The 21,379-nt window shown below is 72.1% G+C and carries 18 protein-coding genes; 15 read left to right on the top strand and 3 right to left on the bottom strand.

The annotated features are described in order from the left end of the window. Positions 1–71 precede the first annotated feature (71 nt). Both V1634_RS27850 and V1634_RS27845 read right to left on the bottom strand, forming a co-directional pair. Positions 72–2,276, bottom strand: coding sequence for a xanthine dehydrogenase family protein molybdopterin-binding subunit (locus V1634_RS27850; protein ID WP_331209005.1), 2,205 nt, complete (start codon positions 2,274–2,276; stop codon positions 72–74). Next, on the bottom strand, positions 2,273–2,857 hold the full coding sequence (locus V1634_RS27845) for a (2Fe-2S)-binding protein (protein ID WP_331209006.1): 585 nt from the start codon (positions 2,855–2,857) through the stop codon (positions 2,273–2,275). Before V1634_RS27845 ends, V1634_RS27850 begins: the two co-directional genes overlap by 4 nt. 152 nt (positions 2,858–3,009) lie before the next feature. Between V1634_RS27845 and V1634_RS27840 the strand changes: the two genes are divergently transcribed. The 8 genes from V1634_RS27840 to V1634_RS27805 all read left to right on the top strand — a co-directional run bounded on the left by V1634_RS27840 (position 3,010) and on the right by V1634_RS27805 (position 10,668). Further along, positions 3,010–3,369, top strand: a complete 360-nt coding sequence (locus V1634_RS27840) for a hypothetical protein (RefSeq protein WP_331209007.1) — start codon at positions 3,010–3,012, stop codon at positions 3,367–3,369. A gap of 132 nt (positions 3,370–3,501) precedes the next feature. Continuing rightward, on the top strand, positions 3,502–4,200 hold the full coding sequence (locus tag V1634_RS27835) for a class I SAM-dependent methyltransferase (protein WP_331209008.1): 699 nt from the start codon (positions 3,502–3,504) through the stop codon (positions 4,198–4,200). 776 nt (positions 4,201–4,976) lie between these two features. Next, positions 4,977–5,654: a relaxase family protein gene (locus V1634_RS27830; RefSeq protein WP_331209009.1), complete on the top strand. Its 678-nt coding sequence runs from the start codon at positions 4,977–4,979 to the stop codon at positions 5,652–5,654. Positions 5,655–5,680: 26 nt separating this feature from the next. Further along, positions 5,681–6,427 carry a TnsA-like heteromeric transposase endonuclease subunit gene (locus V1634_RS27825; protein WP_331209010.1) on the top strand — a complete coding sequence of 249 codons (747 nt, stop codon included), beginning with the start codon at positions 5,681–5,683 and terminating at the stop codon, positions 6,425–6,427. Then, positions 6,427–8,043 carry an integrase gene (locus V1634_RS27820; protein ID WP_331209011.1) on the top strand — a complete coding sequence of 539 codons (1,617 nt, stop codon included), beginning with the start codon at positions 6,427–6,429 and terminating at the stop codon, positions 8,041–8,043. Before V1634_RS27825 ends, V1634_RS27820 begins: the two co-directional genes overlap by 1 nt. After that, a complete protein-coding gene (locus V1634_RS27815; protein ID WP_331209012.1) occupies positions 8,040–8,456 on the top strand; it encodes a hypothetical protein in 417 nt (138 codons plus the stop codon). Before V1634_RS27820 ends, V1634_RS27815 begins: the two co-directional genes overlap by 4 nt. After that, a complete protein-coding gene (locus V1634_RS27810) occupies positions 8,453–9,505 on the top strand; it encodes an ATP-binding protein (RefSeq protein WP_331209013.1) in 1,053 nt (350 codons plus the stop codon). Before V1634_RS27815 ends, V1634_RS27810 begins: the two co-directional genes overlap by 4 nt. Further along, positions 9,502–10,668, top strand: a complete 1,167-nt coding sequence (locus V1634_RS27805) for a TniQ family protein (RefSeq protein ID WP_331209014.1) — start codon at positions 9,502–9,504, stop codon at positions 10,666–10,668. The genes V1634_RS27810 and V1634_RS27805 overlap by 4 nt, the downstream gene beginning before the upstream one ends. A gap of 202 nt (positions 10,669–10,870) precedes the next feature. Here the strand turns inward: V1634_RS27805 and V1634_RS27800 are convergent, their stop codons facing one another. Further along, positions 10,871–11,851: a helix-turn-helix transcriptional regulator gene (locus V1634_RS27800; RefSeq protein WP_331209015.1), complete on the bottom strand. Its 981-nt coding sequence runs from the start codon at positions 11,849–11,851 to the stop codon at positions 10,871–10,873. Between the two features lie 63 nt (positions 11,852–11,914). Here V1634_RS27800 and V1634_RS27795 point away from each other — a divergent pair, with 63 nt between their 5' ends. The 7 genes from V1634_RS27795 (at position 11,915) to V1634_RS27765 (ending at position 21,349) form a co-directional block, all read left to right on the top strand. Next, positions 11,915–12,964, top strand: a complete 1,050-nt coding sequence (locus V1634_RS27795) for an ATP-binding cassette domain-containing protein (protein WP_456238619.1) — start codon at positions 11,915–11,917, stop codon at positions 12,962–12,964. Continuing rightward, positions 12,961–13,800, top strand: a complete 840-nt coding sequence (locus V1634_RS27790; RefSeq protein ID WP_331209016.1) for an ABC transporter permease — start codon at positions 12,961–12,963, stop codon at positions 13,798–13,800. The genes V1634_RS27795 and V1634_RS27790 overlap by 4 nt, the downstream gene beginning before the upstream one ends. 208 nt (positions 13,801–14,008) lie before the next feature. Further along, positions 14,009–14,512 carry a hypothetical protein gene (locus V1634_RS27785; protein WP_331209017.1) on the top strand — a complete coding sequence of 168 codons (504 nt, stop codon included), beginning with the start codon at positions 14,009–14,011 and terminating at the stop codon, positions 14,510–14,512. Next, complete coding sequence (locus V1634_RS27780; protein ID WP_331209018.1) at positions 14,512–15,927, top strand: hypothetical protein; 1,416 nt, start codon at positions 14,512–14,514, stop codon at positions 15,925–15,927. Before V1634_RS27785 ends, V1634_RS27780 begins: the two co-directional genes overlap by 1 nt. After that, positions 15,924–17,339 carry a VWA domain-containing protein gene (locus V1634_RS27775; RefSeq protein ID WP_331209019.1) on the top strand — a complete coding sequence of 472 codons (1,416 nt, stop codon included), beginning with the start codon at positions 15,924–15,926 and terminating at the stop codon, positions 17,337–17,339. The genes V1634_RS27780 and V1634_RS27775 overlap by 4 nt, the downstream gene beginning before the upstream one ends. Before the next feature lie 12 nt (positions 17,340–17,351). Continuing rightward, entirely contained in the window at positions 17,352–18,464 is a 1,113-nt protein-coding gene (locus tag V1634_RS27770; RefSeq protein ID WP_331209020.1) for an ATP-binding protein, read from the top strand. Further along, entirely contained in the window at positions 18,461–21,349 is a 2,889-nt protein-coding gene (locus V1634_RS27765) for a DUF5682 family protein (RefSeq protein ID WP_331209021.1), read from the top strand. The genes V1634_RS27770 and V1634_RS27765 overlap by 4 nt, the downstream gene beginning before the upstream one ends. The last annotated feature ends 30 nt before the right edge of the window (positions 21,350–21,379 follow it).

Here is a 21,379-nt window from a genome sequence, read left to right as displayed (position 1 = left end):
CGAGGTGCGAAGCCGTTCGGATAGGAAAGCGCTTGCCCACGCAGTGCGGGTCGCCGACGACCCGCCGGTGCCTAGAGCGCCGCGACGATGCGGTCGGCGGTGATCGGCAGGTCGCGTACCCGGACCGAGAGCGCGTCCGCGACCGCGTTGGCGATGGCGGCCGCCGTCGGGCCCTGTGCCGCCTCGCCGGCGCCGACCGACGGCTCCGACGGGCGATCCACCAGGTGTACGTCGACCTGCGGCACCTCACCGAAGCGCAGGATCGGATAGTTCTCCCAGTCCGCGCTGGTGACCCGCCAGCGGTCGAACCGGACCCGTTCCTTCAGCGTCCAACTGGTCGCCTGGACGGCACCCCCCTCGATCTGGTTACGGACCCCGTCCGGGTTGACCACCCGACCCACGTCGACGACCAGCGTCAGCCGGCGTACCCGTACCTCGTGCCGGGCCTCCACCTCCGCCAGCACCGCGCAGTACGCACCCCGGTCCTTGTAGCGGGCGAAGCCGATGCCGTAGCCGACACTCTCCTCCGTACCGCGTCGCTGCCAGCCGCCGAGCGCGGCGGCGGTGGAGACCACCTCCCGGGCCCGGGGGTCGACGAGCTGGGCCAGCCGGTACGCCACCGGGTCCGTACCGGCCGCCAGGGCCAACTCGTCCATGAAGGACTCGATGGCGAAGACGTTGGTGAACGCGCCGAGCGAGCGCAGCGACGAGGAGCGCAGCGCGGTCCGCAGCACCCGGTGGCCGTGAATCCGGCGCTCCGGGAAGGTGTAGATCGGCCAGGCGTTGCGGGTCGTCCCGCCGCCGCCCCAGGCCGGTGGATCGGCCGCCGGTGGCGTCGGGCGGGACCGGTCCCGGTGCGTGGAGGCGAGCAGTCCGGGGCTGCCGGCGTAACCGGGCCGAGCCGTGTGCCCCTGACTCCACACGTCGTAGCTCCAGGTCAGCACCGTACCGTCGGCGCCGACACCGGCCTGGACCTCGGCCACCATCGCCGAGCCGAACGGTGCCCAGGTCAGCTCGTCGCGGCGGCTCCACCGCACGTGCACGGGCCGGCCGGGAACCGCCCGGGCGAGCAGTACGGCGTCGAAGGCGGCGTCGTCCGCGCCGTTGTGGCCGTAGCTGCCGGCGCTCTCGACGTGTCGCACGTCGACCCGGTCGGCGTCGAGTTCCAGGGCCGCGCCGATCGCCCGACCCAGCCCGTGGATGCCCTGGCTGTGGCTCCAGACGGCGACCGCCGTACCGTCCTCGGCCCAGCGGGCGGCACCGCAGCTCGGCGCCATCGACGCGTGGGCCAGGAACGGCCGGCTGTAGCTCGCCCGCAACCGCCGGACGACCGGCCCGCCGGCATGTCCTACCGCTGCGCCCTGCCGGGCGGCGCCGCCGGGCTCGGGTACCGGGATCGACTCGGCCGGACCCTCCCGGAGGAAGTTGGAGATGTCGTCCTCGTCCGGCAGGGTCGGCTCCTCGTGCCAGCGCGCCCCCTCGGCAAGTGCCGAGGCGGCCCGTTCGGCGTTCGCCTCGCCCTCGGCGACCACGCCGAGGAAGTCGCCGTCCCGGACCACCGCCTGCACGCCGGGCAACTCGCGGGCGGCGGCGGTGTCGACCTCGACCAGGGTCGCCGCCGGTGACGGCGGCCGCACCACCCGGCCGGAGAGCTGCCCCGGCAGGGCGAGATCCTGGATGAAGCGTGGCCGGCCGGCGAGCTTGTCGGGCAGGTCCAGCCGGGGCACGCTGGTACCCGCCCAGCGGGCCTGCCGCACCGGCTTCGGCCGGACCGCCCCGGTCGCTTCCCGAGCCAGGTCGACCCGCTCGGACAGTTCCCCGTAGGACGTGCGTCGTACGCCGGCCGCGTCGGTGATCACCCCGTCCTGGACCGTGACGGTCTCCGGATCGAGGGGGAGGGTCAGCACCGCCTCGGCGACGAAGCGGGCCCGTACCTCGGCACACACCTGGCGGACCGCGGCACCGGAGTCGGCGACGGAGAGGCTGCCGGCGGTGAGTCCCTCGTCCGGCCCCTCGGCGGTGCTGGCCGCCGCCATCCGGACGGCGGCGATGTCGACGTCGAGTTCGTCGGCGGCGAGCTGGGCCAGCGCGGTGAGGATGCCCTGGCCGACTTCGACCTTGCCGACCCGGACCGTGACGGTACCGTCCCGGTGCACGGTGATCCAGCGGGCGAGCCGTGGGTTGGCCAGCACCCCCCGGGGCAGCGGTGGCAGGTCGGGGGCGACCTCCGGACCGTCGGCGCTCACCGTTGGGCCGCCGTTCCCGTCGGCGCTCATCGCTCGACCGCCGTTGCCGCCACCCCGTCGCCTCGGTCAGCAGGATCCGCCCCGGTGCCACCGGCGTCGCCCGTGCCTGCCTGGCTGGTGCTGGTCCTGTTCGCGGCGGAGCCGTCGACCATGGACTGTCCGGCCCGGACCACGGCGCGGATCATCCGCCGCTGGGCGCCGCAGCGGCACAGGTGTCGGTCGAGCGCGGCGGCGACCGTCGCCTCGTCCGGCTGCGGCTGCGCGGCGAGCAGGGCCGCCGCGCTGACCAGGATCCCCGAGACGCAGTATCCGCACTGTGCGGCCTGCTCGTCGAGGAACGCCCGTTGGACCGGATGCGGTACGTCGCCGTCGGCGAGCCCTTCGACGGTGGTGACCGCTCGGCCGGCGACCGACCAGAGCGGGGTGTCGCAGGACGGCACGGGGCGGCCGTCCAACAGGACGAGGCAGGCGCCGCAGAGGCCCTGACCGCAGCCGAAGCGGGAGCCCTTGAGGCCGAGTACCTCGCGCAGCACGTGCAGCAGGGAGCTGTCGGCGTCGGCGTCGACCTTCCGGCGTTCGCCGTTGACGGTCAACTCGAATGTCTGTTCCATGCCCCAGGCTTCCCGGCGTCTCGGGTGTCCCGCACACCCTCGGGACGATGATCCACAATCGGTTGCAGCAGCCTCGCCTACGTCGGGGCGGACGTCAACCCGGCCACCGCCGGTCCGCCCGCCGCGGATCGGATTGTGCGAACGTGGCCGGTATGGGTTTCTTCGACCGTCCGGCCGTCGCACCGGATCCACAGCCGGAACCGCCCGCGCCACCCCGTCCGGCCTGGATGAAGCCCGAGGCCGTGTTTCCAGGCGTCGTGGCCGAGCATCGCCTGCTGGCACACACCGACAGCGCCGCGATCGCGATCACCGGCCTGCTCGCGTACCCCGAGGGCTTCGAGTTCACCGTGACCGCCGTGCTCCGGACGCCGGATCGCCGCCCCGGCCTTCGACAGTGTCCGGTCCACTTGAAGCTGGCACCGTCCACGGTTGTTGGCACCAGCGGTGGCACCGTCCGGATTGTGTTGGCACTGGTCTCCGGTCTCCGACATCTGGCGTCTGTCTCGCTGTAGCTGGTGACGGCCAGAGCGGTGTCAAACCTCGAAGGTGGGTGCTCGGTTCACCGAAGTTGGCTTGGAGACTGGTAGCGTGCGCGGCTTCCGAGACCTACGCGTCCGCGCCAGTTCATGAGGAGGAGCCGAACGATGACGGATACCGGAACGCGGTTGGAAGGCGGCGGCACTTCTGGGTCACGGAGCAGGCGAGCGGACGACTGGTTGGCAGACATCCGGATCTCCTACGACACGGTCGCCGACAGCTACTCCGACTACACACGGGTGGCTTTGGCTGGGGAGCCCTATCTGCTCGCGGCGTTGGCGTTGTTCGCCGATCTGGTCCACGCCGCCGGCGGTGGCCCGGTGGCGGACGTGGGCTGCGGACCAGGCCATGTCACTGCCCACCTGCATAAGCTGGGCGTCGATGCCTTCGGCGTCGATTTGTCACCCGCGATGATCGACATCGCTCGGCGGGAGCACCCCGACCTGCGGTTCGAGGTGGGTTCGATGACGGACCTACAACTCGCTGACGCCTCGATCACTGCCCTGCTCGCCTTCTGGTCGTTGATCCACATCCCCGACGACGAGATCCCGGCGGTTCTTGGCCACTTTCGGCGGGTGCTGCGTCCCGATGGACCTCTGTTGCTCGGCTTTCACGTCGGAGATGAGTCACGGCTGAAGACGGAAGGCTACGGCGGTCATCCGATGAAGGTCTACGTGCACCGCCGTCAGCCGGACCGGATGGCGACCTGGCTGCGCGATGCCGGATTCACGGTCAAGGCCCAGATGCTGCTCGGCCTCGACGAGAGCCTTCCAGGAGCGGTCCTCTTTGCACACCGCCGGCCCTAGCATCCCGGCCAAGTCCACTGACCCAGGCATCGGTGGTGATGCCGTTCGGATGTAGTTGGCACCGGTTTCGGTAGGGTGCCGGGGTGCTGCACGTGGTACGAGATCTTCACGGTCGGCTGGCGGCTGAGTTCGGGGTTGGGGCTGACGGCGCCGAAGGAGCGCCGGTCTCGACCGGATGACGGCTGATGGAGGCGGCTCCCGGCAGGGGCGGAACCGGCAGCGCTTGTCCACGGGTCGTCAGCGTCGGGTGAGTGTGCGGCTCGGCGAGGACGAGCACGACGATTTGGTTGCTGCGGCGCGGTTGGCGGGTTTGACGCCGACGGGGTACGTGGCGCAGGCGGCTGCGCGGGGGCGGCGGCCGAGTTGGGCGAGCCGGTGGTGGAGGGTGTGAGCCGGGCCGAGTTGGCGCAGGTGCAGCGGGAGTTGTTCGCGGCTCGGACGGCGGTGAATCGGCTTAGCGCGGACCTGGATCAGACCGTGGCGGACGGCGGGCCAGCGACGGACGGCGTGATCGGGTTGTGCGTGCGGTCGGTGCAGCGCTTGGACGATGCTGCTGTCGTGCTCGATCGGCTGCTACGTCGGGTCGGGAGGCGGGGCTGATCCCGAAGGTGCACCGGCGGGGGACGTCGGTGGGTTGGTTGCTGCGTTACCTGTTCGGCCCCGGTGAGAGTGGGGATCATCGGGATCCGCGTCTGGTGGCGGCGTGGGCCTTCGCCGGGGACCTGGCGGGGCTGCGACCGGTCATGGACGCTGCGGGCCGGCGTGAGGTGCGGCGTTTGATCGGGCTGTTGGAGCAGCCGGTGCACGCGGGGGTGAACCCGCCACCGTTGCCGGTCTGGCACTGCTCGGTTCACAACCACGGTGACGACCCGGTTCTGTCGGACGGGCAGTGGCGGGAAATCGCTGCCGAGATCATGGCCGGGGTCGGGCTGGCGCCGCACGGCGACGAGGCCGCGGTGCGGCGGGTGGCGGTGCGGCACGCCGAGAACCACGTGCACTTGGTGGCGACGTTGGTGCGGCAGGACGGTCGGACGGAGTGGGGGTGGCATGACCATGTGCGGGCGCAGGCGACCGCCAGGGATCTGGAGAGGCGGTTTGGGCTGCATCGGGTGGCGCCCAGGGGGCATTCCGCCGGGCGCCCTCCTGAGCCGGCGGAGCTGAACAAGGCGGCACGGCAGGGACGGGAGGAGGTTCCTCGGGACCGGCTGCGGCGAGAGGTCCGGACGGCGGCGGGTTTGGCCGTGGACGAGGCGAGCTTCTTCGACCGGTTGCGGGTGGCAGGGCTGCTGGTCCAGCCGCGTCGTGGTCGGCGCGGCGGGCCTGACGGGTACGCGGTGGCGACGGCGGATCACCGCAGCGCGGTCGGTGCCGTGATCTGGTACGGCGGGGGCCGGTTGGCGCGGGATCTGACTCTGCCGGCTTTGCGGCGCCGGTGGCGTGGGTCAGCGGGTTGAGGCTGTCGGCTCGGTACGGTGCCGGGGTGCTGCGTGTGGTGCCGGGCTCGGGCGACCGGTTGACTGCTGAGTTCGAGGTGGCGTTCGTCGATGGGGACGGGGTGGAGGTTCGGGCGTCGCTGGCGGACGCGGCGGGGGTGCCGTTCGAGGCGGTCGCACCGGTACGCCGGTTTCCCTCCTACAAGCGGCAGCGGCACTTTCCGGGGCTTTGGTGGTCGTCGAGCACCGGTGGACACGTCGGCTACGAGTCCTGGTTGGAGCGTGACCACCTGATGATGCTGGACTACGAGTCGGCGGTGGTCGGGCTCGCGTCGCAGCCGCTCTGGCTGTTCTGGGAGCACGAGGGACGAACCCGTTCGCACGCCCCGGACTATTTCGCCCGGTTGGCCGGTGGTGGTGGGCTAGTGGTCGACTGCCGGCCGGTGCGGCGGATCAAGCCGCGGGACGCGGTCGCGTTCGAGGCCACTCGGCGGGCGTGTGAGCTGGTCGGGTGGGAGTACCGGCTGGTCGGGGCGTTGGACCCGGTGCTGGCGGCGAACCTGCGATGGCTGGCCGGTTACCGCCATCCCCGCCACGAGTTGCCGGAGATGGCGGCGGCGTTGCGGGCGGTGTTCGCGGATCCGACGCCGTTGATGGCCGGAGCGGCGGTGGTGGGCGACCCGGTGGCGGTGCTGCCGGTGTTGTTCCACCTGCTCTGGCGCCATGACCTTGTCACCGATCTGTCCACGCCGCTGAGTGGGGACACGACGGTGGCCACGGCCGGGGCGGTGTGATGGGCGGGCGTCCGCCGGTGCTGCGGGTCGGGGACTGGGTGCGGTTCGACGGCGGCGAGCACCAGGTGGTGGCGTTGGCCGGTACGTCGGTGCGGCTGGTGGCCCGCTCGGGCGTCTCGCAGGTGGTGCTGCTGCCGTTCCTGCTCGCCGCTGCGGACTTCGCGCTGGTCGACGGGCCAGCGCCGGTGGGGGTGGAGCCGTTCGGGCTGCTGGACAGTTTGCCGGCGGAGACGGTGGCCCGTGCCCGGGAGTGGGAACGGCACCTGGTCGAGGTGATCACCGGGCTGCCGCCGGACCCGGCGCCGGGAGCCTTCCCTCGGCCGGGGTTCGACCCGGCGTCGACCACGATGAAGCAGCGCGACGCGGCGAAGGCCGAAGAGCTGACCGCTGGCGGCAAGCCGGTGTCCGCCCGCACCGTGATGCGGATGCGGGTGCGGTATGCCGAGCAGGGGTTGTGGGGGTTGGTTGACCAGCGGGCGGCCCGGGGCGGGGAGCCGACCGGGCGGGCGGATCCACGGCTGGTCGCGGCGATCCGCGCCGAGCTGGACGCGCAAACGCACGTCTCGACCGGCACCCGGGAGCGGCTGATGCGCAAGGCCGTCGCCGCGGTGGAGGCCGAACACGGCGCCGGGGTGGTGCCGCTGCCAGGCCGCAGCGCCTTCTACAAGCTGATCGGCGCGTTGTCGGCGGGGCGGCACTCGTTCGGGGCGGCGACGACCCGCCGGTCGCTGGCCAACCGTCCGGACGGGCCGTTCACCCCGACCGTCGCGGCCCGACCCGGCGAGCTGGTGCAGATCGACTCCACCCCGTTGGACGTGATGGTGCTGCTCGACTCCGGGGTCGTCGGCCGACCGGAGTTGACGATGGTGGTTGACGTCGCCACCCGCACGATCGCGGCGGCAGTGCTGCGCCCGGCCGGGACGAAGGCGGTCGACGCCGCATTGCTGCTGGCCCGGATGCTCGTTCCGGAGCCGATGCGGCCGGGCTGGTCGCCGTCGCTACGGATGTCGGCCTCCCGGCTGCCGCACGCCCGGCTGGTCGACATCGACACGCGGCTGACGCTGGCGGCGGCCAAGCCGGTGATCGCGCCGGAGACGATCGTGATCGATCACGGGAAGGTGTTCGTCTCCGAGGTGTTCCTGCGGGCCTGCGCCACGCTGGGCATCTCGGTCCAGCCGGCCCGGCCGCACACCCCGACCGACAAGGCGATCGCGGAACGCACCTTCTCCTCGATCAACACCCTGTTCTGCCAGTACGTCGCCGGCTACACCGGCGGCAACGTCACCCGACGGGGCGACCGGGTCGCCGACGAGGCGGTCTGGAGCCTGGCCGAGTTGCAGGACCTCCTGGACGAGTGGATCGTCGCCGGCTGGCAGTCCCGCCCGCACGAGGGCCTGCACGACCCACACACCCCCGGCCGGCCGCTGTCGCCCAACGACGCCTACGCCGCCATGATCGCCACAGCCGGCTACCTGCCGATGGCCCTGTCCGGCAACGACTACCTGGAACTCCTGCCGGTCCAGTGGCGGCAGATCAACGACTACGGCATCCGCATCGAGCACCGCACCTACGACAGCCCGGACCTGGCCCCTGGCGTCGGCAGCACTCAGGGGTGACCGCCCGACGCGGGCTCTGGGAGGTCCACTACGACCCCTACGACCTGTCGCACGTATTCGTCCGCACGCCGGACGGCTGGGTCACCGCCACATGGACCCAACTGCCAATGATCTCCGCCCCGTTCGCTGACTTCATCTGGCGCCACGCCCGCCGCCTCGCCGCCGACCAGGGCCTCGACCCGACCAACGAAACCGAGGTCGCCCGCGTCCTGGACGACCTGCTCACCCGCGCCGGAACCGGACCAGCACCAGACCGGAGCACCGCCCGGGTCGTCGCCCGCACCCGCGCATCACGCCCGGCCGTCCCCGACGCGCAGGTCATCGAGCTGCCAGTCCAGGAGCCGGCCGCCGACGCGCCGGTGGTCGCGTTCGGGATCTTCGATGCCGACGCCGAAGCCGAAAGGTGGCCATGACCGACCCCGCGCCGCAGCACCTGCGCATCGGCCCCGACATCGACGACCAGGACAAGGCGGCCGACCACCCGCTGACCACCAAGGAAGGCTGGGGACGGTTCGTCAACCACCGCCCGACCCCACCAGCCGGCGACGACGACGCCCGCATCGACTACCTGTCCGAGCTGGTCATGGTCAACACCCCGACCGTCGCCGAGGTCATCGCCTGCGCCCGTCGTCTCGTGTTACTCAACCGCCGGCAGGTCTCCGCCCGACGCGGGCTGATCGTCACCGGCGTCCCCGGCACCGGCAAGACCACCGCCATCACCGCCCTGGGCCGCGCCCACGAACTCGCGGTCCGCCGCCGCCACTCCCATGAACGCGACCGGCTGCCGGTCGTCTACGTCACCGTCCCACCCGCCGCCACCCCGAGATTGCTCGCCGTCGAGTTCGCCCGCTTCCTCGGCCTGCCCGCCGCGACCAACCGCGCCAACAACCTCACCGAGGTCGTCAACGCGGTCTGTGTCACCGCCACCAGGGTCGGCGTCGACCTGGTCCTCGTCGATGAGGTGCACAACCTCAACCTCGCCACGCGATCCGGCGCCGAGGTCTCCGACCAGCTCAAATACTTCGCCGAGCGGCTACCCGCGACGTTCGTCTACGCCGGCGTCGACGTCGAACGCGCCGGCCTGTTCGCCGGCCCCCGGGGCCGGCAGATCGCCAGCCGGTTCACCAGCATCCCCGCCGCCGGCTTCGCCTACGGCAGCCCCGACCAGCGCACCGCCTGGCGAGCCCTGGTCACCGGCCTGGAAGCCACCCTGCCCCTGCGTCAACAGATCCCCGGCAGCCTCGCCAAGCACGACGAATACCTGCACCGTCGCACCGCCGGGATGATCGGCAGCCTGTCGCACCTGGTCCGCGGCGCGGCGATCGATGCGATCCTCGACGGCACCGAACGCATCACCCGCTCCCACCTCGACGCCATCCGGCTCGACCACGCCGCCGAGTCCTACCACGCCACCCGACCCGCAGCAGCACGGCAACGGCCCAGCACGGCCAAGATCGGATGACGCAGCCCCTGCCGCCCCGGCTGCCGATCCGGATCCGTCCCGCCCACCACGAAACGCTCAACTCCTACGTCGCCCGCCTGGCCGCCGTCCACGGCCTGCGCTACGAAGACCTCTGGACCAACCTCAGCGCCCGGCGGCTATCAGGCACGCGACGGCTGATCGTGCTCAACCGGATCGCCGCCGCCACCGGCCACCCCCGGCAGGCACTCGAACGAGCGCTGCCGGAACTATCCGACCCGGCACCCGACTGGCAACAACTCCGCCACTACCCACAACACGCCTGCCCGGCCTGCACCGCCGGACACCCGGGCGGCCCGGTGCGCAGGCTCCACCGCCACCACCAGTTCCTCTGCACCCGCCACGGCTACTGGATCGGCCCGGCCTACCTCTTCGACAACCCACCACGACGACTCGCCACACAGATCCCCGAGCTGGTCCACAGCCAACGTCGTCACGACCGGCTGGTCCGCCGCCACGGCTGGCGCACCACCTACAACGCGATCTCCCGATCGTTCGTGTTCACCATCGACCTGCACTTCTACGGCGGCGCGTTCACCCCAGGCAACCCGCACGACCCGCGCATCTACCGACTCTTCCCCACCGGGCAGCCATTCATTACCACCCACTACATCGCAGCCTTCTACCCCGAGATCGTCCGCCTCGCCGAACTGTTCTGCACTACGCGTTGGCGCCCCGCCGCCGAACAAGCCCTCCCGTGGTTCCGCCGCCCCCTGGACTCGCCAGAGCCAACCAACGCCACCAGCCGCGACGCCGTCATCGCAGCCATAGCCACAGCAATCCGCTGCTCACCTGACCTGATCAGCCACCCCGACCACAGCCTGCGCATGGCGAACTGGCTCGAAAACATGATCGACGGGCCACGCCTCGTCCCCGACAAGACCTTCCCCGACACCCGCGTCCCCACCACCCTCGACGGCACTCCCAGCACCGACAACCAAGACGAACTGAAACGCGTACGCCAGGCAAGGCGACAATTCCAGACCAACGGGCCAATCGTCTCCTGGCTCCTCCCGACCAACGACCGAACCGAGCCAGACACAACGGCAGCACGGCACTGCACCACCCGAGGCCCTCACTGGATCAAGCTCGACGAGGACGACATCGCCGCGCTCGGCCACCCCGCTCAAGAAGGTGCCAACTAAACCTGGACGAAAACGCTTCCGCCGTCCGCACCTAGTTGGCACCGCAACTGCTCAAGCGCGACGATTAGTGCCACCTTCACGTGGACCGGACATACGGCGTTCCCGAGTCACGGGTGCAGCTCGACGGCCGCTTGATACTCGACGCCGCCGTCCGGGCGGTCCGGCTCTGGCCCCCCGCCGACAGGACGCCCGACTGACCGGGTCAGTCGTCGGCGCCGGCCGCCGGATCGGTCGCGCGCCGGAACCGATCGCTCCACTCCCGGAGCTGGTCGGTCAGCTCGGGCGGGGAAAGCACCTCGAACTCCGCGCCGAGCGCGCCGAGCGCCATGGTCGGCCAGTCCAGGGTGTCGGTGGTCATCACCATCCGGCAGTGCCGCTCGTCGACGTACTCGATGGTGGCCCAGCGGGACAGCCGCTCCTGCACGACGGCCAGCGGTGCCCGGACCAGCACCTCGACCCGGTACGGCGCGGGCAGGTTCTCGATGCCGGCCCGGACGAACGTGGCGGCGTCCTCGGCGGGGAGTTGCCGGGGATGGAACCGGGCGCCGGTGCCGCGCGGCTCGTGCAGCCGGTCGAGCCGGAAGCTGCGCCAGTCGTGCCGGGTCAGGTCGTAGCCGACCAGATACCACCGCCGGCCGAGCGAGACCAGCCGGTACGGCTCGACGTGCCGTTCGGTCCGCTGCCCGTCCCGGGCGGTGTAGCCGAAGTGCAGCCGTTCGGTGTCCCGGCAGGCCTGGGCGACGGTGGTGAGGACCGCCGCCTCGACGGTCGGCCCGCCACCGTCGCCCCAGAACGCCGGTACGGTCATCGCGCGCAGCGCGTCGACCCGACGCCGCAGCCGGGCCGGCATCACCTGGACGACCTTGGTGAAGGCCCGGATCGACGACTCCTGGATGCCGGCGACCGCCCCGTGTGCGGCGGCCTGCAACCCGACGGCGAGTGCGACGGCCTCCTCGTCGTCGACCACCAGTGGGGGCAGGGCGGCGCCCGGGGCGAGCTGGTATCCGCCGTCGACGCCACGGTGCGCGTCGACCGGGTAGCCGAGTTCGCGCAGCCGGTCGACGTCGCGGCGGAGGGTACGGACCGAGACGCCGAGTCGGTCGGCGAGTTCGGTGCCGGGCCAGTAGCGGTGGGTCTGCAAGAGGGAGAGCAGGCGGAGGGTCCGGGAGCTGGTGTTCGCCATGCCGGCAAGTCTGCCCGACATTCAGGCCAGAAAGTGGCCGCTATGCGACCTAGCGTTTCGGGCATGACAGAACCGATCCTCCGACCGGGGGAGCAACCGATGATCGACGCCCGCTCGCTCACCCGGGATTTCGTCGTGAGCAGCACCCAGACCGTGCACGCCGTCCGGGGCGTCAACCTGCGGATCGAACCCGGCGAACTGGTCGCGCTGCTCGGCCCGAACGGCGCCGGCAAGACGACCACGATGCGGATGCTCACCACGCTGATCGCCCCGACCTCCGGCACCGCCACCGTCGCCGGCCACGACGTGGTACGCGACCCGGGCAAGGTCCGCCGGCACATCGGGTACGTCGGCCAGGGCAACGGGGCCGGGCACAGCCAGCGGGTCCGCGACGAGTTGCGTACCCAGGGCGCGATCTACGGCCTGGACCGGCGTGCCGCCCGGCGACGGGCCGACGAGCTGCTGGACAACCTCGACCTCGCCGACCTCGCCGACCGGAAGGTCTCGGCCCTCTCCGGCGGGCAGCGTCGCCGGCTGGACGTGGCGATGGGCCTGGTGCACGCGCCGTCCCTGCTCTTCCTCGACGAGCCCTCGACCGGGCTGGACCCGCAGAACCGGGCGAACCTCTGGGAGCACATCCTGCGGATGCGCGCCGAGGCCACGATGACGGTGGTGCTCAGCACGCACTACCTCGACGAGGCGGACTCGATGGCCGAGCGGGTTGTCATCGTCGACCACGGCGAGATCATCGCCGACGAGTCTGCGGCGGCGCTGAAGGCGAAGCTCGCCGGGGACCGGATCGTGGTCACCGTCGCCGGGGACGACGCCGCGCCACTGGCCCGGCTCGTCGACCGGCTCCCCGGCGCCCGGGACGTGGTCCGTGCCGGATCCCGGGTCGAGGCGCACGTCGCCGACGGGCCGGCGGCGCTGCCGGAACTGCTCCGGGCCGCGGTCTCCGCAGGGGTACCGGTCGGCACCGCCCAGGCGCACCAACCCACCCTCGACGACGTGTTCCTCACCCTCACCGGCCGCAGCCTGCGCGAGGCCGCGCACGACACCCCGACCGCGCAGGACGGCCCGCAGGACCCGCAGACCCGGAAGGACCTCCCATGACCGCCATCGGTGCCACCGCCCCCTCGCCGATCCCGGTTCCGGCGGAACGCCGGACGGGTCCGGCCGGCCTGCTCCGGGACACCGGCATCGTGCTGGCCCGGGAACTGCGTCCGCTGCGGCACGACCCGTTCTCGCTCATCTTCGGCATGGTGCAACCGCTGGTCTTCCTCGGCCTGTTCGGGCCGCTGCTGGTCGGCTCGCTCGGCGGCCAGGCCGGTACCGCCCTCGGCGCCGGTGGCGTGTGGCAGTGGTTCGTACCGGCCATCCTGGTGATGACCGCCCTGTTCGGCACCTCGGCCACCGGAGCGAACCTGCTCTTCGAGTTCCAGACCGGTGCGCACGAGCGGATGCTGGTCACCCCGCTGTCCCGCCCGTCGCTGCTGGTCGGTCGGGCGCTCAAGGAGATGGTGCCGCTTGCCGGGCAGGCGGCGATCATCGTCGCGGTGATGATCCCGTTCGGCTTCCGGCTCTATCCGGTCGGCGCGCTGGTCGGGTTGGCACTGCTCGCGGTCTTCGGCGTCGGGCTCGGCGCGCTGAGCTACTCGCTCGCGATCGCCGTACGCAAGCAGGACTGGATGTTCTGGGCCGTGCAGCAGACCCTGATCTTCCCGCTGATGCTGCTCTCCGGGATCCTGCTGCCGTTGGAGACCGGCCCGGGGTGGATGCGGGTCGCCGCGCACTTCAACCCGTTGGCCTATCTGGTCGACGCCGAGCGCGCGCTCTTCGCCGGTGAGATCGGTTCGTCGACCGTGCTCTGGGGCTGGGTCGCGGCGCTGGTCACCGCCGCCGTCGGCCTGGCCGTCGGGGTACGGGCGATGGCCCGCAGCGCCGGCTGAGCAGACTGGCCCGCCGGGGCGGGTACGGCGGTCGCACGCCACCCCGCCCCGGTGGAGGCCGCCACTGCCGAAAGGTCGTACCGCCACCGCCGGACGTCCACGTTGGATGCGCCACCGCGGCCCTGTCCAGGGCTCCGTCCGGGCGCGGCGGAAAATGTCGCCGCGCCCGTCTATCTTCTCGGGGCATCGAACGAGAAGGGCGGGGGTCGTGGGAACGATCGAGGACGGGTGGGAGCGGCGCAGTGTCGCCCGGGTGCTGCCGGCGGTGCGGCCCCGCAAGCTGGCGAAGGTCCCCTTCGTCGAGTTGGCGGACGGTCGGTTGCAGGGTGTCGTGTCGAGCGGTTCGGACATCGAGCGGGTCTACGTCTCGTCGATCGTCGCCGGCAGCCACGCCTTCAACTGCAGCACCAACAACAACCGCCCCTGCGGCGGGTTGCGTGGCGCGCCCTGCAAGCACCTGCACGCGCTGCTGGACGAGGCCACCGTGCAGTACGGCGTCGAGCGGGTCGCCCGCTATCTGCGGATCGACGCGGCCGACGGGGCGTCCTCCGGTGCCGACCTGGCGGCCCGGCTGACCGGCGGTCCCGAGCCGACACCGGCGGCCGTGGTCTTCAGCCGGTTCCTCCGGCACCTGGCCTATCTGGAGGTGCCGGGCAGCACCGAGCCGCTGCCCGAACTGCACTGGTTTCCGGCGATGGGGACGGTCGGCTGATGCTCGCCACCCAACTGGCCGGGCTCGCCACCGTCGAGCCCGGGGTCGAGGAGGCGCTCGACCTGGTCGGCGGCTTCGACGACGGTTTCAGCCACGGTTTCACCCGGCTGGGTGAGCAGCCCCGGGCGGCGCTGGCCGCGCTGGCCGACACCCTCACGGTGACGCCACTCGGCGAGCGGGTCCGGGAAGCCGTGGCGAAGGTGGTGGCGGGTTCTCTCGCCGACGAGCACCTGACCGCGCTGGCCGGCGGACGTGCCGCACTGCTCGGCGCGGTGCACGACGCGCTGCTCGCCCGGCTGGACAGCGCGCTCGGCCGCACCCGGGCGGACCGGACGGCACCCGAGCCGGCCGGCACCGCCGGGTCCGTGCCCGACAACGTGCTGGCCGGATGCCGGTCCTGGCTGCGGGAGCTGGCCATCGCGGGCTGGCGCGGCGTCGACCACGACCTGGTCGCCGCCGCGGCGCCGACCCTCGACGCGGCGCTGGCCGTGCCGGCGCTGCGCCGGCTGGCGGTACTCCTCGACGGCCTGGCGGCCGAGCTGCGCGGCTGCTGCCCGGTGTCGACAATGGACCGGCTGCCGGCCCGGCGCTGGGCGGACCTGTGGACCCGGGCCCTGCTGCTGGCCCAGCCCGGTGCCCTGCCGGACGGGCCGGTCGCCGGCACGCCGGTCTCCGGACGGCTGCTGCCGCTCGGTGCCGACGTGCACGAGCACGGCACCGCGATCCAGGTGCAGGTGCACGCCGTACTCGAACCGGCCGGCGGTGCGCCGGCCCGGCTGGTCCGGACGAGCGTCTCGGCCGCGAAGGTGGAGACCATCGTCGGCCCGGCGGTCTGGCGACTGCTCGGCAGCCACCGGGTGCTGCTCGGCGCGCTCGCCCAGCGGCACGCCGTGGAGGTCACCGACCTGCCGCTGCTGCCCGGTGGCGACCTGGTCTGGCGGGACGACCAGGCCCGGCCGGCCGAGCCGGCCGACCCGTTCGCCACCGCCCGGCTGCGGCTTCCCGAGGCGGTCGCCCCGGCGGTCGCACCGCTGGACCGCCATCCGGTACGCATCGCCGAACCCGTCCTCCTGGAGGGCTATTCCGCCACCGCCGACGACCGGGGCGGAGTCACCCTGGAACTCGGTGGGCAGTCCCTGCCGGTCGACGTGTCCCGGCTGCCCAGCTGTGCGCCGCTGACCCCGGAGCTGGTCGCCAGGTCGTCGGCCTGTCTCGGCCTGCTCCGCTGGGACGCCGGCCGCTGGCTGTTGCAACCGCTCGCAGTGCGACACACCTCGAAACGCGCGACGGCGGAGGCGCACACCGGTGACTGGGCGCTCGGCCCGACCGATCCCAGGGTGGTCAAGGCGGAGGCGAAGTCCGGCGACGCGGTGGCCGTACTCCGCGAGCGGGCGGGACGGTTGCTGCGGCGATGAGCGGGCAGAGAGCAGAGTCGAGCGGCGGTGCCCGAACCCACGCCAACCGGCGGCAGGTGCTCTACTGGCGCCTGCTGGCCAGGCTTTTCGACGGGGACGAGCAGCCGGCGCTGGAGTCGGCCAGCGTGGCGATCGTCGACGACCTCGGCCTGCCGGCGGCACTGCTGGATCCGGCGGTCTCGGTCGACACCATCGTGCAGCGCTTCCCCGAGCTCGCCGCCGACCTGCGGGACCTGATGACGGCGCCACCCGCCGAGGAGGACTCCACCGGCGCTCCGGCGTCGCCCGGCGGCTCCGACGAGCAGGTCGGCAACGCGGAGGTACGCCGGGCCGCCCTGGTGTCGAAGTTGCTGCTCAACGTCTTCGCGACCGGTACGGGCAACGTCACCGCCACCGAACTGGCCCGCTGGCAGTCCGACGCCGGCTGGTTCGAGCAGGCGCTCGGGCTGGAGCCGGGGCAGCTGCGTGGCGGTCGGCCAGGCGCCACCGGCGGGCCCGGCGTCGGGACCCAGCCCGGCACCGGCGAACTGGCCGGGGTGCTGGCCGGGATCGAGGGCGACCTGGTGCGCCGGATGCGGTTGCGCGAGGTGCTCGGCAACAGCGCGCTGGCCAGCAAGCTGACCCCGAGCATGTCGCTGATCGAGCAACTGCTGCGGGACAAGCACAACCTGTCGGGTGTGGCGCTGGCGAACGCCAAGGCGCTGATCCGGCGCTTCGTCGACGAGGTCGCCGAGGTGCTGCGTACCCAGGTGCAGCAGACCAGCGTCGGCACCATCGACCGCTCCGTGCCGCCGAAGCGGGCGTTCCGCAACCTCGACCTGGAACGCACCATCTGGAAGAACCTCACCAACTGGAACCCGGAGGACCAGCGGCTCTACGTCGACCGGCTCTACTACCGGCAGACCGCCCGGCGGACCACCCCGGCCCGGTTGATCGTGGTGGTCGACCAGTCCGGGTCGATGGTCGACGCGATGGTGAACTGCACCATCCTGGCCTCGATCTTCGCCGGGCTGCCCAAGGTCGACGTGCACCTGGTGGCGTACGACACCCGCGCGCTGGACCTGACGCCGTGGGTGCACGACCCCTTCGAGGTGCTGCTGCGGACCAAGCTGGGCGGCGGGACGGACGGCACCGCCGCGCTCACCCTGGTACGACCGAAGATCGCCGAGCCGCGCAACACCGTACTGGTGTGGATCTCGGACTACTACGAGGCGAATCCGCAGGGCGTCTTCGACGGCCTCGCGGCGGCGCACCGCAGCGGGGTACGGGTGATCCCGGTCGGCTCGGTCAACAGCGGCGGCCAGCAGAGCGTGAACCCGTGGTTCCGGCAGCGTTTCAAGGATCTCGGTGCGCCGGTCCTCTCCGGGCACATCCGCAAGCTCGTCTTCGAACTCAAGAACTTCCTCAGCTAGGAGACCCACCGAATGACCGACATGTTGCGTGCCCCCGCCGAGGTGAAGTACGCCGAGGAACTCGACTGGCTGGAGTCGGTCGACGACGGACCCAGGCCGTTCTCCTGGCGGCTCAGCCCGCGGATGGTCCGGCTCTTCGTGCTCGGCTCCGAGCGGGCCGACGGCCTCGACCGGGAGATCTCGCAGAAGTGGTTCGGCGACCGGAGTTTCGTCGAGCGCAGCATCGTGACCCTGGCCTCGGACCGGGGCCTGCTGCTGATCGGTGACCCCGGCACCGGCAAGAGCTGGCTCGCCGAGCTGCTCGCCGCCGCGATCTGCCGCAACTCCACGCTGGTGGTGCAGGGCACCGCCGGCACCACCGAGGACCACATCAAATACTCGTGGAACGTCTCGATGGTGATCGCCCGGGGCCAGTCCCGGGAGTCGATGATCCCGTCGCCGATCATGACGGCGATGGAGCAGGGGGTGATCGGGCGGTTCGAGGAGCTGACCCGGTCGACCAGCGACGTCCAGGACGCGTTGATCTCCATTCTCTCCGAGAAGTACGTCTCCATCCCGGAGCTGGACGACGACAACATCGTCTTCGCCCAGCCGGGCTTCTCGATCATCGCCACCGCGAACAGCCGGGACCGGGGCGTGAACGACCTCTCCTCGGCACTCAAGCGCCGGTTCAACTTCGTCCGGATCCCGGTGGTGACGAACAAGCGCAGCGAGGCGGAGATCGTCCGGTTCCGTACCACCGAACTGCTGCGCCGGCACCGGATCGAACTGGACGTGCCGCCGACGCTGCTGGACATCCTGTTGCAGAGCTTCGCGGACCTGCGGGCGGCGGCGGCCGCGGCCGGCAGCGACGACGAGAAGTTGGAGTCGGCGCTCTCCACCGCCGAGCAGATCGGTGTGCTGGAGGACGCGATCCTGCACAGCCACTTCTTCGGCGACCGGACGCTGCGGGCCGGCACGCTGGCCGGCTCACTGGTCGGCTCGCTGGCCCGGCGTGCACCGGAGGACCTGGCGATCCTGAACAAGTACTGGCACGGCGTGGTCGAGCCGCGCAGCAAGGCCGACGGCGGGTCGTGGCCGGAGTTCCTCGAGGGCGGTCGCGAGGCGATCGCGACGCTGTCGTGAGCGGGCGGGTATCCGTTCCCCCGGACCGGTCGGCGGGCACGTTCGCCCCGCTGCGCGCGCAGCTTGAGGCGGCGGCGACCACGTTCGCCGGTGGTCCGGGCGCGGTGGCCGAGATCCTCACCGGGATCGTCGACGACGTCGACCGGGCACTGGGGGAGGAGTTGGAGATCTTCCCGGTCTGCCACCACTCACCCGCCTCCGCGCTGGCGATGGCCCGCCGGCTCCGCGAGAAGCAGCCCGCCGTCATCTACCTGGAACTCTGCGAGGACCTGCGACCGCTGCTGGAGGAGCTGCGCAACTGCCGGCTGCCGGTGGCGTTGCAGGCGTTCGCGTCCGATCTCGACGGGTTCCCGTCGGCCTGGGCACCGCTCAACATCGTCGCCCCGATCAGCGAGGCGTCGGCGGAATACCAGGCCATCGCGTACGCGCTGGACACCCCGGGCGTCGAGCTGGTCCTGGTGGACCGGTCGGCGGACCACGTCTTCCAGTGGACGTCGACCGATCCGGCATCCGGCGTCGGGCCCGAGTCCGGCGACTCCGATGCGACCCCGGACGGATCCGGCGGGCAGCCGGCGGAGGAGGCGGCCCTGCACGGGGAGGCGGTCGGGATCGGCATCGGCGACCTGCGTCCCCGGTTCGCCGAACTCCGCTCCTACCTGCTGCACCACGGTAGGGTGCGGCACTGGTCCGAGTGGTGGGACCAGTACGTCGAGCAGCCGCTCGCCGACGCCGACTACGACACGTACCGGCAGGTCATGGTCCTGATCGGCAGCCTGTTCCGGCGACTGCGTCCACCGGCCGACCCCGGTCACGACGACCGGGACTCCGACCGCGAGCGCCACATGTGGACCCGGATGCGCCAGCACCTGGCGGCCACCGGCGTCGACCGGTCCCGCTGCCTCTACGTCTGCGGCGCCTTCCACGCGGCCAGCCCGGTCGAGGAGTTCGGCACCGCACCCGGCACCCCCGACTGGGAGATCAGCCCACCCACCGCCACCCGCTGGCTGTACGGGCTCATCCCGTCCAGCCACTCGGCGATCGAGCGGCAGTTCGACCTCGCTCCCGGGTCGGTGTCGATCGCCCAGGCCGGCTGGGCGAAGGCGGTGGGCCGGGGCGGTGTCACGCCGTACCAGCTGGCGGGGCAGCAGGCGGGCCGTAAGCGGGGAAGGGCGAAGAAGCAGCCTGCGGCGGCGCCGGCACCGGTCACCGACCGGCTCTCCGGGTTTCTCTCCCGGCCGCCGGTGCTGGACGAGGTCGACGAGGCGGAGTTGCTCGGCTGGTGCGTCGACATCGTGCGGCTGGCCCGCCGCAACGGCTACCTGGCCAGCACGGCCGACGCGATCGCGGTCTTCGAGACCTCGATCCTGCTGGCCGGGATCCGCAACCGGGCCCGACCGACGCCCTACGACTTCTCGGACGCGGCGGTCACCTGTATCGAGAAGGACGTCGTCCCCGGCCGGCGGGACGTACGCCGGCTCTGCGAGATCCTGCTCGGCGGCGACCGGATCGGCCAGGTCGGCTACGACGCGCTGCCGCCGCTGGCCCGGGACGTCTTCGACCGGCTCGCGCCGCTGGGGCTCGCCCTGGAGACCCGCACCATCCAGCGGGCCCTGCTGGACCTGACCGCCCGCCCTGAGTTGGCGCCCTGCTCGGATCTGCTCTGGGTGCTGCACCGCCTGCTGCCCGACGGCGTCGTCCGGCCGATCATGGGGGATCGGCGGCTCGGCGAGCGTTCCATCCAGGAGAGCTGGGATCTGGGGCTGGGCCGGCACCAGCGCGCGGTGATCGAGCTGGGCTACGAGGGCATCACCGTCGAACAGGTGCTGGAGAAGCGGCTGCGTCGCTCGGTCTGGGCTCCGGACGCCACCGCCGCGGTCGCGCTGGCGGCGGTGGAGGACGCGATCCTGTTCCTGCCCAGCCGGCGCTTCGTCGACGAACTCGGCTGCCGGGCCGTCGAACTGCTCTCCGCCGAGCGCACCCTGGACGAGGCGCCGGAGGTGCTGCGCCGGATCCGCCGGCTGCTGGCGCACCACCGCACCACCGAGCCGGAGCTGCCGGCCTGGTGCGAGTCCTTCGTGACGACCGGGTACGCGCACTACTGCACCCTGCTGCCGACCGCCTTCACCGACGACGAGACCGGGGTACGCCAGGTCGGGGCGATGCTCGGCTTCCTCTTCTCCATGGAGAGCCTGGCGTTGTCCCTCGGCTGCGACCGTGCCCAACTGGAGCTGGCGGTGCGCCAGTCGCACCCGGAGGCACCGGCGAAGGTGGCGCTGCTCTGGGCCGCCCAGTCCCAACTGGGGCTGCTGTCGATGGCACAGCTCCGGTCCCGCTGTGCCGAACTGTTGACGAATCCGCTCGTCGTGCCGGCGTTCCCGCACTACCTGAGCGGCTTCGTACAGGCGCTGGAGCCGGTGCCGTCACTGGCCTCGTTCGTCGTGGAGGTGATCTCCGAGGCGTTCGCCCGGCTGCCCGATCCGGTGCTGCTGCCCTGGCTGCCCAAGCTGATCACGACGCTGCGGGAGCAGGCCTGCGAACTCGTCCCGCTGCTGGTCCGGGAGGCGGGCCGGACCTTCCCGGCCGGTCTCGCCGCGCTCGATTCCTGGGTGCCGCCCTGGGCGTCCGACCCGACCGCCTCGCCCGCGCCGGATGCCCTGGCTGGTAGCCCGGTGTCGTCGTCCGGGCCTGCGGTCGGGTTGCTGCGTGAGCATCCCGCCGCCTGCGACGCCGTTGCCGAACTGCTCGGCTGCGACGCCGGTTGGCAGCCGGCCGGGGCGGGCGGGGGCGAGTCACCGCCGAGCGGGCCGGCGTTGCTGCTACGCGCGCATCCGGCGACCGCGGCTGCCGTCGTCGAGTTGCTCGCCGAGACGGCCGGCTCCCGGTGAACCGGAACCGGGCGACCGCCCCGGGGCTGC

Source organism: Plantactinospora veratri, from assembly GCF_036421995.1.
GTDB classification, from domain to species: Bacteria; Actinomycetota; Actinomycetes; order Mycobacteriales; family Micromonosporaceae; genus Plantactinospora; species Plantactinospora veratri.
The sequence above is the reverse complement of the archived record's forward strand: the minus strand, read 5'-3'. Positions and strand labels throughout refer to the sequence as shown.